Origin of the sequence: Virgibacillus sp. (genome assembly GCF_013393565.1) — a bacterium.
In the GTDB taxonomy this organism is placed as follows: domain Bacteria; phylum Bacillota; class Bacilli; order Bacillales; family Amphibacillaceae; genus Virgibacillus; species Virgibacillus dokdonensis.
On sequence record NZ_JABXHF010000029.1, the window covers coordinates 17,796 to 30,000 of the forward strand.

A 12,205-nucleotide genomic window follows, 5' to 3' on the forward strand; every position below is an offset into this window, starting at 1 on the left:
TAGCAATGTTTGTACTAAAAAGTCGCCAAATGTTTTGCTCTGTCTATTTCTATTTATTCTTAAAGGTAATTCGATTAATTCAAAAACGAAAGAATACGGAACCTTTAAACCTATTTTCTGTAGATTGTATTTCTATAAAGAGGGTTTAAGAAACCCTCTCAGTTGGATTGTGGATTGATTGTCCGTTGTGATGGTGAAAAGCAATGTATACTTATTAGAAGGTATAGCGTTTATACGTAAAGAAACGTCACCATAAGGAAATGAAAAATCCATTTGTTCTTTTAGCTCTCCATTTTGAATGAGTTCTTGCTTGACTTTTTTTCGTGACATTTGCACCATTGTCTCTATTTTTAATTGTTCGATTTGATTCTTTGTCATAACTATATTGTTTTGATAGTGATAGGCAGTAGCTGTTATAATCATTAACACGAGAACTGTAATAAATAGTACAAACGGGAACATAAACCCAGCGTTATTAAGGGTAATAGATGATTTTTTTATCATACTTTTCCCCCTTCATGGTAGTAATGATAATGTGAAATCCGTAAGAAAGAGGGGAGAATGTAATGTCTTTTATATCCCGTAAATATATTTCATGACCGGTACCATCAACTTGTCTTCTTATAAGGTTACCATACTTTTCAAATGTAGCTTCATCTCCATTATGCATAGACAGTTTTAATTGATGAGGATATATTTTTATCTCTTCCGCTTGCATAACTTCATTACGCATAAATATAAAAAACTGTCCAACGGATAAATCATTCATTGCATGGTCTACGGAAACTTGGCGTAATAGATAACTAACAAATGGAATACTAAAAACTAAAACTACAATGGAAATGGATGTTGTAACAAATGTAAAACCATATTCAAGATGGCTCGGCATAAAGACAGACTTCTTCGTTTGTTTGTTTCGCATTTTTCCAATATGCACATCCCTTCAAGTAGTTGTGCTCATTATCAATTTCTATCGTTACGGTTTGTTTATTGACAAGTAAATGATAATTTGTCCTAAAATTATCGTTTTCCCAAATGATTGGCTGCATTTCGTCGTGAAGTTTATAGGCAATTGCTAGCCGGTCATGTAATACTGTTTGTTCTACATGAAGAATAGAAAAAGCAGGTACTAAAACTAACATTAACGAAAACAATAAACTCGATGCAATAATAACTTCAATGAGAGTAAATCCATTAACTTTTTTCAACACGAAACCGTCCTTTACCAAACGGGAAGATTATTTTATATTTTGTCGTGGGCGAGTATAGAAAGAATGTTCGAGGTTGTTTAATACTGCCCCCCTTATGAAACTCTAAAAAATGCTTTCCATTTTGATTAAACCAGAATCCTTCTGGGAGGGAAACTTGCTTTAAAACTTTAGTTGATTTTAATATGACATATTTATCTCTGTATAGTTGAATCCTAACCGTACCATTTGTAGTAGCATGCATATGCTGTATAGTCATAACGTCCGAAGCTAGTTTATCAATAACGTGATCACTTTCCATTTTATTTACATTTGCAGAAAGTGGAGGTAACAGCAGCCCCAACATAATGAACATAATACTCATAACAAACACCATTTCGATCAGCGTAAAACCATTGGTTTGCTTTATGCGTTTAGTTGCGAACTTTTCCGGTATTACTTTCATAGCTTAGTTCCTTGTCGTTACAGGATTTCTGATCTTCATGAATGTACTCTGGCACTAGTGCGTCTAAATTAGTCGGGAACTGATGATGTTCAGCATAATATGCATCGACCTGAGCTTGAACAACTGCTACCAATGCTTCACAACCTTTGCTGTTTACTTCTTGGCTGCGTTTCCCTAAATTAGGAACGATCAGAATAATTAACACGGAAATAATCATTAGAACAATTAGCATTTCAATTAAAGTAAAAGCGTTATTTTTCTTCCACATGTACATAATCCTCCTCATGTATCCATTAATTTTTACATTGCAACTTAAATCGTTTTGATAAGTTGGAACATAGGCCACATTAGTGTTATATAGATAAATAAAACAAAGCAGCCAATTATGATAAAAAACATAGGTTGAATATAGGTGATGAGTTTGAGCATATTTGTTTCCATTTCTTCCATTAACCCTTCTGCATAAACATGTAAGTCCATTTTCAAAGTTGCTGTATTGCTATCCTTTTGGAAAATATTAGAAATTGGCTTATTTAAAAAATCAAACTGACTTAGCAAAGTTGGAAGTTGTCGCCCTTCTCTCAATTGCGTTGTCATAAGCTTGGCATAGTGAGCAATAAGCGGGTGTTTCTTTTGATACATCATTTGTTGAAGAATTGCTTTAAAGGAAAGGCCTGTTTGAATTAAAGTACTAAATTGAGTAGCAAATAAAAAAGAAGTTTGTGTGGTTAAAAAAGCTCTGTAAATCGGAATGCGAGTATATAATCTAATTTGTCTCTCTATTGATATGGAACGTTTCATACGTTGCCAGCTAAGTGCGAGGATACAAACTGTAATGAATGTAATGATGCATAATAGGAGTAACCAATCAATGAGGGAAATGGCTATAACTAAAATTGTCGAAGATCCTGGTATTCCTTGGTATAGTTCAATAAAAGAGGGAAGCACTAGTTGTTTGAGCAGAATCAGTATAGGCAAGAAAATCGTTAACAAAAGAATGGGATAGCGGATAGCTTGTTTAAACTTGCTACTGTATTTCAGTTTTTGCTCAAACATTTTGTAGCAACGCTGTATATTTCCTTGTAAATTTTCATTGGACATTGAAAAGGAGAGGTAATTCGTAATAGATGGATGAAAAGCGCTTTTTTGTAAAGCTTGATCAAATGTAGCGCCATTTTTTAATTCAAATATAATTTTTTTAGACAAATTACTAAACGGTTTTGTCCAAGCTATACTATTTAATGCTTCAATAAGAGGGTATCCATTGGTTAAAAGATGGTTTAAGCGTTTTAAAAACCGCAATTGTTGTTGATTTGACAGTTTATTATGTTTCTTCAAAGGATGTTTTAGAAATATATCCATAAGCAAATGCCTTCTTTCGTAAGTGGGTAAATGAATGATATGAATTGATAGTCCATTGCGCATCATTTTGAAAGTATTGAATTAATTGAGACGGTTCAAGTAATTCTAAGATGGCTGCTCTTCGTTTTCCATACTTTCTTATCTCAAATGGAAGTAATTGAATGGATGCAATAGCAATTAGCGATTGTTTTAAATCGTCCATCTTTAAACCGAGGCTTTTTAAGCGGTACAAGGTGCCTAATCCATTAGTAGCGTGGATAGTACTTAAAACAAGGTGACCAGATAGAGAAGCCTCGACAGCAAATGCAGCCGTAGCGGAGTCTCTAATTTCGCCTACCAAAATGATGTCAGGATCATGACGTAATGCTGCTTTGAAACCTGCTTGGTATGTTATTCCAGCTTTTTCGTTAATTTGTACTTGGAGTATTGTCTCTATGTCTTTTTCGATTGGATCTTCTAACGTGATGGCTTGTAATGTGTGTTGCCTACACATCTCCTCTACAATCGCATATAAGGTAGAGGAGATGTGTAGGCAACACACATTACAAGCCATCACATCACATCTCCTCTACAATCGCATATAAGGTAGTCGTTTTTCCACTTCCTGTCGGCCCATTAATAAGAATTAGACCAGAACGATTTTTCAACCAACCTAATAAAATTTTTAATTGCTGTGGAAAAAGAAATAACTGTTGAAGCGGAAGGGATTCTTGCTGAGGTAGAATCCGAATAGCTAGGCTTTCATTGTGTTTCACAGGTAATGTGGATAGACGCAGATCATAAGCTTGACCTTTTAATTGGAAAGCAATCGTTCCATTTTGTGGTTTCCTTGTTTCACCAATATCCATAGCAGATGTAAACTTATAGTACGTAAGCAAGAGCTGGTATGATGAAGTCGGGATGCTTTTGTGGAAAACGCGTTGACTTTGAATTCGAAGGTAGATATCCGTTTTAGTTGGGAGAGGGGAGAAGTGAATGTCGGAAGCATCGCGCTCAATTGCTTCCAATAGTAAACGGGTAGATTTTACTTCTGCAGGGTTCAATAATTTATTCACCTCCTTATACAACTATATTTCGACAAAAGACATCAAACTCCTTCTTTTTTAATTTTTTTATTTCTATAGGAAAGTGTAAAATTTAAAGGTTTATAGTATAAGAAAAATTACAGCTTTAGCCATAAGACTTGGTGTCAACAGTCTTTCTAAAGCAAAGGGAAAACAGCAATCAGATTACGTAGAGAGGTCCCTTCTTAACTTCTAGCGCTTTATGCCTTTGAGCACGTTTTCTTTCATGAACAGCGGAAAATTGTCTGATCTCTTATTGGGATAAAGTATTTACATTTGGAAAAACTATAAGTAGTTCATTTTTTACACTATAGAGAGTAAAAAATTTTTTGGTTTATAGTAATACGTAGTGATATGTCAAGTTTTTCTAAAATAGGAGGGGAAATTATGTCGGCAAAGGATTACCTGCAATTTGTAACTGAACAAGTTGTCACTTATTTAGATATGCCTAAGGAAAAGAGAAGACAACGTAAAGAAACCAAAAAAAGACAAGAGCGTTTGATGACAAACAAATGGTTTGGTGTCATCCCTCTAGCTTTAAAAATGCTGCGTGACACGTCGAATAAGCAGGCGAAATAAACGCCTGCTCGAGATTGTTTGTATGTTAAAGGTTAGGATGTTTCCGTTGCTAAATAAAATAAACCACCATTAATCACTTGATATAATATTTTGGGCTGAAACCGTTCTTGAATTTCTTGTAATTCCCTTTTCATCATCTCATCTTCCATATCCTCTGTGTAAAAATGATGTAATAGCTTTGTTTCTTCTTCTAAAGCTTGTAAAGAATCAACTGCCCATTGATGTTCCTGGTTTTCTATATATTGATCTAATACGGACTCAATACGTTTAAAACCACTTTCCATTTTAATCATTGGTGACAACGTGTAACAATAATCCGCAATGGTTTTTTCAAGCGAAATAGTATTTAATACATCCATCATTTTTGCATGCATTACACCATTTATTAAATTCAAGCCAATTGAAAACAACTCGTCTCGCTTATGCTTTCCTTGGTAGCTTATTTTTATATTCGTTACAAGCCATGGATATAGAGGCGTATTTTTATTTGGAGATAACTGCTGAAAGAGCTTGGTATATTTTTTAGTATCTTGTAAATAGCGAATGATTTGTTGCAAACGAGGGCTACCAAAATGAATCCACTCCCCTTTTTCCTGACGCTTATCTGGGTTCGTTATTAATGTAAGGTTCATGGGATCGCCGGTGTAGCCCATTTTTTTCATATAATGCCAATAAAATGGCCTATTCATAAGTACCTTATCCAATTCTTCTGTTAGTTGAATGCTTAATACGCCATTGTCATTGGACAGTATTTGGCAGTGGTGTGCTTTAAAAAAAGCATGTAGAAATGCATTCAAATCATGTATCACCATATTGCTTTTCCTCCAAGTTTGATTGTTGTTCTGCCTCAATAATAGCCGATAAATTTTGTAATTTAATTTTTGCTTCACCGGCTGTTTCTGATTCTGTGTAGATTTGTTCAATTTCCTGTTCCATATTTTGAATCGAAAGCTCACTTAAAATGGCATCTAAATCTCCAATGACGTTTTCGAATAAATGAATTTTTTCATATAATAATTTCATAATGTGCTCTTCCACTGTATTTCTAATGGCGAAATTGTAGATAAACACATCTTTTTCCTGACCATAGCGATGAATACGGCCAATACGTTGCTCTAAACGCATGGGGTTCCATGGCAAGTCATAGTTGATCATATAATTACAAAACTGCAAATTTATCCCTTCACCTCCAGCCTCTGTTGCAATCAACACTTGGGCGTGATCTTTAAAAAGTTGACGCATCCAATCCTTTTTCCCACGTTTAAAACCGCCTCGAAACGGTACAGAACTGATACCGTGCTGTTTCAAGTAATATTGTAAGTAAAATTGCGTAGCTCGATACTCTGTAAAGATGATTACTTTCTCATTTCCTATGCTGTTTATTAATTCAACCACTTTACCTGCTTTTTGGTGATGAGGTAATTGCTCAATTTTTTCTATTACACCTTGAACAGATTCAAGTTCTGGGTTTTCTTCGAGCAATTTTTTAAGTGATAAATAACATGCTTCCCTTGATGAACATAATTCTCGCAAAAAGGTAATTTTAGAAAAAGAAGGAAGTAGCATAGTACTTTCTTCTAATGCTTGATAAACTTCAGCTTCCTCACGAGAGAACTCTGTCCAGATGGTTTCTATATGACGCTTAATTTGATTTAAACCAGTATCTTTTCTAGTGTTTCTAACCATTACTTTTTGAACTAATTGTTTTAGGTATAGATCTTGTTTCATCGTTTTTCGATCATTCCCGTAACTTGCTTTAAAAGAATCATAGCTACCTAAATGCCCTGGTTTTAAGATAGATACAAGATTAAAAATTTCTAGAAGTTCATTCTGTACAGGTGTAGCTGTTAATAATAGACAATATTTCTTTTTTAATGAGCGCACAAACTGGTAATTCTTTGTTTTATGATTTTTTAATTTATGTGCTTCATCAACAAGTACGAAATCATAGTCTAAATCAAGAATAGTATCTTGGTGTTGTACCCTTTTCGCTGTATCTAAAGAAGAGATGATAATGTTACCCTGCTCCCAGCTCATGTTTTTCCTGTAAGCTACAGCTGGAAGATAAAACTTTTCATTCAACTCTTTTTCCCATTGGTTTACTAAAGATGCAGGTACGAGAAGGAGTGCTTTTTTAACTAAGCCACGAATCATATATTCTTTTAATACAAGCCCTGCTTCAATGGTTTTTCCTAAACCAACTTCATCGGCTAGAATAGCTCTACCATTCATTTGCTCAACAACTCGTTCAGCTGTTTGAATTTGATGATCTAAAAAGGTAACATGTGGTAAAAATTCAAGGGCTCTTAAGCCTGTAAAGTTAGGTACCATGGTAGTTTGTTCTGCAGCATAAGCCATGGAAAATAATTCCCAAGAAGAAAGTTGCGTATTTTTTTTAAGTTTATCTTCAAGTTCGTTTATGAAGTTATCATCTTTATCTATATAGATTGATTTCATGGTAACCTTCCTTTTCTATATAATAACTGTTTCTCTATTTTATCTTTCTATATATGTGATATAATAATACACAATAAATGGATGTTTCATTGATGAATTAGTACATAGTATAACCAAAACTACATTTTTCATAAAAGCGAATGAATACAAGGGGAGAGTTTACATAGATGGCTTGTTTTTAAAGTGTTAAACTATGTAACGCCGAAGGAGCAAGTGAAAGCGAATCTCTCAGGCAAACAGACTCTTGTAGGACGCAACTCTGGAGAGTGTTTACGGCGGTTAGCTGTAGACCACCCACGAAGCAAGTACCGATTATTAGTGTTATCGGTATGCAACTTTCTGGTAGCAGGACAGAGATTTCATGAAAAACAATGAAATCTCTGTTTTTTGTACTATAGAAAGATTTAAGGGAGTGATCGGGATGAACGAGTTAAAGCAAACGCCTTTATATCCTATTTATGAAGAATATGGGGCTAAAGTTATTGATTTTGGCGGTTGGAACTTACCTGTTCAGTTTAAAGGCATTAAACATGAACATGAGGTGACGAGGATGAAAGCTGGTCTATTTGATGTATCCCATATGGGGGAAATTGAAGTTAAAGGGCCGAAAAGTTTAGAATTTTTGCAACGAATGGTTACGAATGATGTGGCAAAACTAACGCCGAACCGGGCACAATATACGTTTATGTGTTATGAAGATGGCGGAACCGTTGATGATTTTTTAATTTATAAGCTAAAAGAAGACGACTACTTGCTTGTTGTAAATGCAGCAAACACAGATAAAGACTATCAATGGCTTCTTGACAATAATGATTATGTAGCGGAAGAGCTTGCTATTGAGAATGTTTCCAATTGTTATGCTCAGCTTGCCTTACAAGGTCCTCTTGCAGAAGAAGTATTGCAATCGCTCACATCAGCAGATTTATCGGCAATCCGCTTCTTTAGATTTGAGACAGATATCGCGTTTACAGGGGTAGAAGAGCGAGCACTCGTATCCCGTACAGGGTATACAGGAGAAGACGGATTTGAAATCTATATACCTACAGCGAGTGGAATTGCGCTATGGAAAGCAATTTTAGACGCTGGTAAAGAAAAAGGCGTGGAACCAATCGGGTTAGGCGCTAGAGATACATTACGATTTGAAGCGGGTTTACCTTTATATGGTCAAGAATTATCTCCGGAGATTACGCCGATAGAAGCTGGATTATCATTTGCAGTAAAGGTAAATAAAGCAAATGACTTCATTGGTAAACAAGTATTACAGCAACAAATGGAACAAGGTGCAAAGAGACAACTTGTTGGTTTAGAAATGCTAGATAAAGGCATTCCAAGAACGAGTTACGAAGTTTATGATGGCGAAACAAAAGTAGGATCAATTACTTCAGGAACGCAATCACCAACATTTCAAAAGAATTTGGGTCTTGCTTTAGTAAGCACTGCTTCTGCAGAACTTGGAACGGTGCTTTTCGTCCAAGTAAGAAAGCGCCAATTAAAAGCAAAAATAGTAGAAACACCTTTTTATAAACGAGAAAGGTAGGGGGATAAATCAATGGAATTTCGCTATTTACCTATGACGGAAGAGGATAAACAAGCCATGTTAGCTAGTATTGGTGTCAAAGACTCAGAGGAGCTTTTTTCCGATATACCAAGCAATGTACGTCTAAATCGACCAATGGATTTAAAAAAACCTGCTAATGAAGTGGATTTGAAAAAAGAATTGGCACAACTAGCAAGTAAAAATGCAAATTTAAAGCAATACACAAGCTTTTTAGGCGCTGGTGTTTATGATCACTTTATTCCATCTGTTGTCGATCATGTTATTTCCAGATCAGAATTTTATACAGCATATACACCCTACCAACCAGAAATTTCGCAGGGGGAGCTACAAGCCATCTTTGAATTTCAAACGATGATTTGTGAACTAACAGGTATGGATGTGGCTAATTCCTCCATGTATGATGGTGGAACTGCTCTGGCGGAAGCTGTTAATTTAAGTGCTGCACAAACAAAGCGTAAAAAGATATTAGTTTCTACTGCTGTACACCCTCAGTATCGTATGGTGATTGAAACGTATGCAAAAGGTCCAAACTTGGAGATCGTCTACATTGATACAAAGGAGGGAAAAACAGACGTAGAACAATTAAAAACAGCGTTGGATGAAGAAACAGCAAGTGTCGTTATGCAGTATCCGAACTTTTTGGGTCAATTAGAACCGATGGAAGAAGTGCAACAGTTGCTTGAAAACCAAAAGAAAACGATGCTTATAACATCAAGTAATCCATTGGCTTTGGGCTATTTAACACCGCCTGCTGCATTCGGTGCAGATATTGTAGTAGGGGATACACAAGTTTTCGGTATTCCTGCGCAATTTGGTGGGCCGCATTGTGGTTATTTTGCAACTACAAAAAAGCTTATGCGAAAAGTTCCGGGTAGACTAGTAGGACAAACTACGGACGAGGATGGCGTTAGAGGGTTCGTTCTTACATTACAGGCAAGAGAGCAGCATATTCGTAGAGATAAGGCTACCTCTAATATTTGTTCCAATCAAGCATTAAATGCGCTTGCGAGTGCAGTTGCGATGAGTTCCATTGGAAAACATGGACTAAAAAAAATGGCAACTTTGAACATGAAAAAAGCACGTTATGCGATGAAAAAACTGGAGGAATCAGGATTTTCAACGGTTAAAAATGGTGCATTTTTCAACGAGTTTATTATTCAATTGGATAAGCCTATTGCAGAAATTAATGAGAAATTACTTACAAAAGGGATCATTGGAGGATATGATCTGGCAAAAGATTATCCTGACATGAACGGACATATGCTTATAGCTGTTACGGAAAACAGAAGTATGGAAGAAATAAATCAATTTGTTAAAGAATTGAGGGATATTCATGGCTAATCGAGACTTTCCATTAATTTTTGAACGTAGTAAAACTGGCAGAACAGGGTATAGTTTGCCAGAGTTAGATGTACCTGATATGGATTTAGAAGCAGAATTGCCAAAATCGTATATTCGAACAGAAGCACCAGATCTCCCTGAAATTAGCGAACTCGATTTAATGCGTCATTATACAGCTCTATCGAATAGAAATTATGGTGTAGATTCTGGTTTTTATCCATTAGGATCTTGCACGATGAAGTATAACCCTAAAATCAACGAAGACGTTGCACGGATGGATGGCTTTAGTCATATTCACCCAAATCAACCTGAAAGCAGTGTGCAAGGGGCAATGGAAATGATGTATGACTTGCAAACTGCGTTGTCAGAGATAACTGGAATGGATGAAGTTTCTTTACAATCTGCTGCAGGTGCTCAAGGCGAATGGACCGCTTTAATGATGATTCGTGCTTTCCATGAAGCAAATGGCGATTTCCATCGCACAAAAGTGATTGTTCCTGACTCAGCTCACGGTACGAACCCAGCTTCAGCAACGGTTGCCGGATTTGAATCGGTAACAGTGAAATCTAATGACAAAGGGCTTGTTGATTTAGAAGATTTGAAAAGAGTAGTCGGCCCTGATACTGCTGCATTAATGCTAACAAACCCAAACACATTAGGCTTATTTGAAACAGAAATTGAAGCAATGGCGCAAATTGTTCATGAAGCTGGTGGAAAGTTATACTATGATGGAGCAAATTTAAATGCCATTATGGGTTATGCGCGTCCAGGTGATATGGGATTTGATGCTGTCCACTTAAATCTTCATAAGACATTTACAGGTCCTCATGGTGGCGGAGGCCCAGGATCTGGTCCAGTTGGCGTGACAGAAGAGCTAAAACCATTTTTACCAAAACCAATATTGGAAAAACGAGGAGCAGCTTATCGATTTAATCATGATCTCCCTCAATCAATCGGGCGGGTAAAGCCTTATTACGGTAATTTTGGGATTTATTTACGTGCTTATACGTATATTCGTACAATGGGTGCAGAAGGTTTGAAGAAAGCAAGCGAGTATGCGGTAATAAATGCAAATTACTTAATGAGGCAATTACAAGAAGAGTATGATTTACCGTTCGATCAACATTGTAAGCATGAATTTGTCCTCTCTGGTAGACGCCAGAAAAAACAGGGTGTACGTACATTGGATATTGCTAAACGGTTGTTAGACTATGGCTATCATCCACCTACCATTTACTTCCCTCTAAATGTGGAAGAAGCTTTAATGATGGAGCCAACAGAAACAGAAGCAAAAGAAACGTTAGATGGATTTATTAAGGCAATGAAGCAAATTGCTGCTGAAGTAAGAGACGAACCTGAGTTAGTACAAGAAGCGCCTCATGAAACAATTGTTAAACGGATGGATGAAACAACCGCTGCTAGAAAACCGATTTTACGGTATGAAAAATAGGAAAACTTAAGTGATAACTTTCTAAAGGTATTCAAAGGTTTGCTTAAATACTCCCCTTAAGGAAGAGAAGATTAAAACTTTCGCTATCTATGGGGAGTATTTATACCGAGTATGAAGTGCTGTGAAATTTCCATCAAGAATGAATGGATGTGTGCTGGACAAGCTTAAACAGGAGATAACTAAACTAAACTCTTTTCAAACGTTGTCTTTAGATCATCCTCTTGCATGAAAGAAAAATATAAGATTTTAAGGATTATAATATAAGTAAAACGACTTCGCTCAACTGGCATAAAGACTTGGCAACAAGCCAGGTTTTTCTAATTGTCTAGGAAATTATCAAATTTTGCAGCTGTGGATAAACTTACTAAGTTATTTAGCCACGTCCGGCTCCAGCGCCAGCAACTAGGCGACTTCACTCCATTGCCCTAAGCTAAGTCATCATCGGTTCGTTCTAAATAGGAAGGCCGACTAAAGACGGGCTTGTCGGAGGGCGCCGGCATACTCCTGTTGCAGGAGCATGATTCCTAAAACTTTCGTTGATTCGTTCCAGTCGCTACGTTGCTGAAGCGCTTGCGCCTTTTGCTAAAGCCAAAGAAATAAATAGGCCATTTTATGTTGAGAAATAACTAATAAAACGGCTTTAACTCTATCGTCCATAGAGCTAAAGCCGTTTAATAGATGCTATTCTTTCTTTTTGCTTAAAGAGAAAGCAGTTTTATTGTATCGTGGGTCTTGCTAGAG

Annotated in this window: 14 protein-coding genes and 1 riboswitch; of the genes, 4 read left to right on the top strand and 10 right to left on the bottom strand. The window is 36.3% G+C overall.

What is annotated here, in order from left to right:
- Positions 1-132: 132 nt before the first annotated feature.
- From HLX49_RS08065 to HLX49_RS17090, 8 genes are read right to left on the bottom strand one after another with little or no spacing between them, the layout of a single operon-like run.
- Positions 133-504, bottom strand: a complete 372-nt coding sequence (locus HLX49_RS08065; protein ID WP_077703554.1) for a competence type IV pilus minor pilin ComGG — start codon at positions 502-504, stop codon at positions 133-135.
- Positions 476-889: a competence type IV pilus minor pilin ComGF gene (locus HLX49_RS08070; RefSeq protein ID WP_164085521.1), complete on the bottom strand. Its 414-nt coding sequence runs from the start codon at positions 887-889 to the stop codon at positions 476-478. The genes HLX49_RS08065 and HLX49_RS08070 overlap by 29 nt, the downstream gene beginning before the upstream one ends.
- Entirely contained in the window at positions 873-1,208 is a 336-nt protein-coding gene (locus HLX49_RS08075) for a prepilin-type N-terminal cleavage/methylation domain-containing protein (RefSeq protein ID WP_077703556.1), read from the bottom strand. Before HLX49_RS08075 ends, HLX49_RS08070 begins: the two co-directional genes overlap by 17 nt.
- Entirely contained in the window at positions 1,195-1,653 is a 459-nt protein-coding gene (comGD, locus tag HLX49_RS08080) for a competence type IV pilus minor pilin ComGD (protein ID WP_077703557.1), read from the bottom strand. The genes HLX49_RS08075 and comGD overlap by 14 nt, the downstream gene beginning before the upstream one ends.
- Positions 1,622-1,927, bottom strand: coding sequence for a competence type IV pilus major pilin ComGC (gene comGC, locus HLX49_RS08085; protein ID WP_367112734.1), 306 nt, complete (start codon positions 1,925-1,927; stop codon positions 1,622-1,624). Before comGC ends, comGD begins: the two co-directional genes overlap by 32 nt.
- 38 nt (positions 1,928-1,965) lie before the next feature.
- Complete coding sequence (comGB, locus tag HLX49_RS08090; protein WP_296361152.1) at positions 1,966-2,991, bottom strand: competence type IV pilus assembly protein ComGB; 1,026 nt, start codon at positions 2,989-2,991, stop codon at positions 1,966-1,968.
- Positions 2,978-3,568: an ATPase, T2SS/T4P/T4SS family gene (locus HLX49_RS17085; protein WP_367112735.1), complete on the bottom strand. Its 591-nt coding sequence runs from the start codon at positions 3,566-3,568 to the stop codon at positions 2,978-2,980. The genes comGB and HLX49_RS17085 overlap by 14 nt, the downstream gene beginning before the upstream one ends.
- A 4-nt stretch (positions 3,569-3,572) precedes the next feature.
- Positions 3,573-4,058 (bottom strand): ATPase, T2SS/T4P/T4SS family, encoded by a 486-nt coding sequence (locus HLX49_RS17090; RefSeq protein ID WP_367112736.1) that lies wholly within the window; start codon positions 4,056-4,058, stop codon positions 3,573-3,575.
- A 408-nt stretch (positions 4,059-4,466) separates the two neighbouring features.
- Here HLX49_RS17090 and HLX49_RS08100 point away from each other — a divergent pair, with 408 nt between their 5' ends.
- On the top strand, positions 4,467-4,658 hold the full coding sequence (locus HLX49_RS08100; RefSeq protein WP_077703561.1) for a YqzE family protein: 192 nt from the start codon (positions 4,467-4,469) through the stop codon (positions 4,656-4,658).
- A 32-nt stretch (positions 4,659-4,690) separates the two neighbouring features.
- Here the strand turns inward: HLX49_RS08100 and HLX49_RS08105 are convergent, their stop codons facing one another.
- The gene (locus HLX49_RS08105) at positions 4,691-5,470 is read right to left on the bottom strand and encodes a YqhG family protein (protein WP_296361153.1); all 780 of its coding nucleotides are present in this window, start codon (positions 5,468-5,470) and stop codon (positions 4,691-4,693) included.
- Positions 5,457-7,115, bottom strand: a complete 1,659-nt coding sequence (locus tag HLX49_RS08110; RefSeq protein WP_101933875.1) for a DEAD/DEAH box helicase — start codon at positions 7,113-7,115, stop codon at positions 5,457-5,459. The genes HLX49_RS08105 and HLX49_RS08110 overlap by 14 nt, the downstream gene beginning before the upstream one ends.
- A gap of 140 nt (positions 7,116-7,255) precedes the next feature.
- A riboswitch (glycine riboswitch) is annotated at positions 7,256-7,369 on the top strand.
- A gap of 167 nt (positions 7,370-7,536) precedes the next feature.
- Here HLX49_RS08110 and gcvT point away from each other — a divergent pair.
- Genes gcvT through gcvPB form a run of 3 tightly spaced genes read left to right on the top strand, consistent with a single transcriptional unit; the run spans position 7,537 to position 11,464 of the window.
- A complete protein-coding gene (gene gcvT / locus HLX49_RS08115) occupies positions 7,537-8,652 on the top strand; it encodes a glycine cleavage system aminomethyltransferase GcvT (protein WP_296361154.1) in 1,116 nt (371 codons plus the stop codon).
- Positions 8,653-8,664: 12 nt separating this feature from the next.
- The gene (gene gcvPA, locus HLX49_RS08120; protein WP_077703565.1) at positions 8,665-10,014 is read left to right on the top strand and encodes an aminomethyl-transferring glycine dehydrogenase subunit GcvPA; all 1,350 of its coding nucleotides are present in this window, start codon (positions 8,665-8,667) and stop codon (positions 10,012-10,014) included.
- Positions 10,007-11,464, top strand: coding sequence for an aminomethyl-transferring glycine dehydrogenase subunit GcvPB (gene gcvPB, locus HLX49_RS08125; protein ID WP_077703566.1), 1,458 nt, complete (start codon positions 10,007-10,009; stop codon positions 11,462-11,464). Before gcvPA ends, gcvPB begins: the two co-directional genes overlap by 8 nt.
- Positions 11,465-12,205: the final 741 nt, after the last annotated feature.

Coding starts and splice junctions, on each gene's coding strand:
- comGC (WP_367112734.1), bottom strand. CDS start 1,927: ATGTACATGTGGAAGAAAAATAACGCTTTTACTTTAATTGAAATGCTA.
- HLX49_RS08065 (WP_077703554.1), bottom strand. CDS start 504: ATGATAAAAAAATCATCTATTACCCTTAATAACGCTGGGTTTATGTTC.
- HLX49_RS08070 (WP_164085521.1), bottom strand. CDS start 889: ATGCCGAGCCATCTTGAATATGGTTTTACATTTGTTACAACATCCATT.
- comGD (WP_077703557.1), bottom strand. CDS start 1,653: ATGAAAGTAATACCGGAAAAGTTCGCAACTAAACGCATAAAGCAAACC.
- HLX49_RS08100 (WP_077703561.1), top strand. CDS start 4,467: ATGTCGGCAAAGGATTACCTGCAATTTGTAACTGAACAAGTTGTCACT.
- HLX49_RS08105 (WP_296361153.1), bottom strand. CDS start 5,470: ATGGTGATACATGATTTGAATGCATTTCTACATGCTTTTTTTAAAGCA.
- gcvPB (WP_077703566.1), top strand. CDS start 10,007: ATGGCTAATCGAGACTTTCCATTAATTTTTGAACGTAGTAAAACTGGC.
- HLX49_RS08110 (WP_101933875.1), bottom strand. CDS start 7,115: ATGAAATCAATCTATATAGATAAAGATGATAACTTCATAAACGAACTT.
- HLX49_RS17085 (WP_367112735.1), bottom strand. CDS start 3,568: ATGGCTTGTAATGTGTGTTGCCTACACATCTCCTCTACCTTATATGCG.
- gcvPA (WP_077703565.1), top strand. CDS start 8,665: ATGGAATTTCGCTATTTACCTATGACGGAAGAGGATAAACAAGCCATG.
- gcvT (WP_296361154.1), top strand. CDS start 7,537: ATGAACGAGTTAAAGCAAACGCCTTTATATCCTATTTATGAAGAATAT.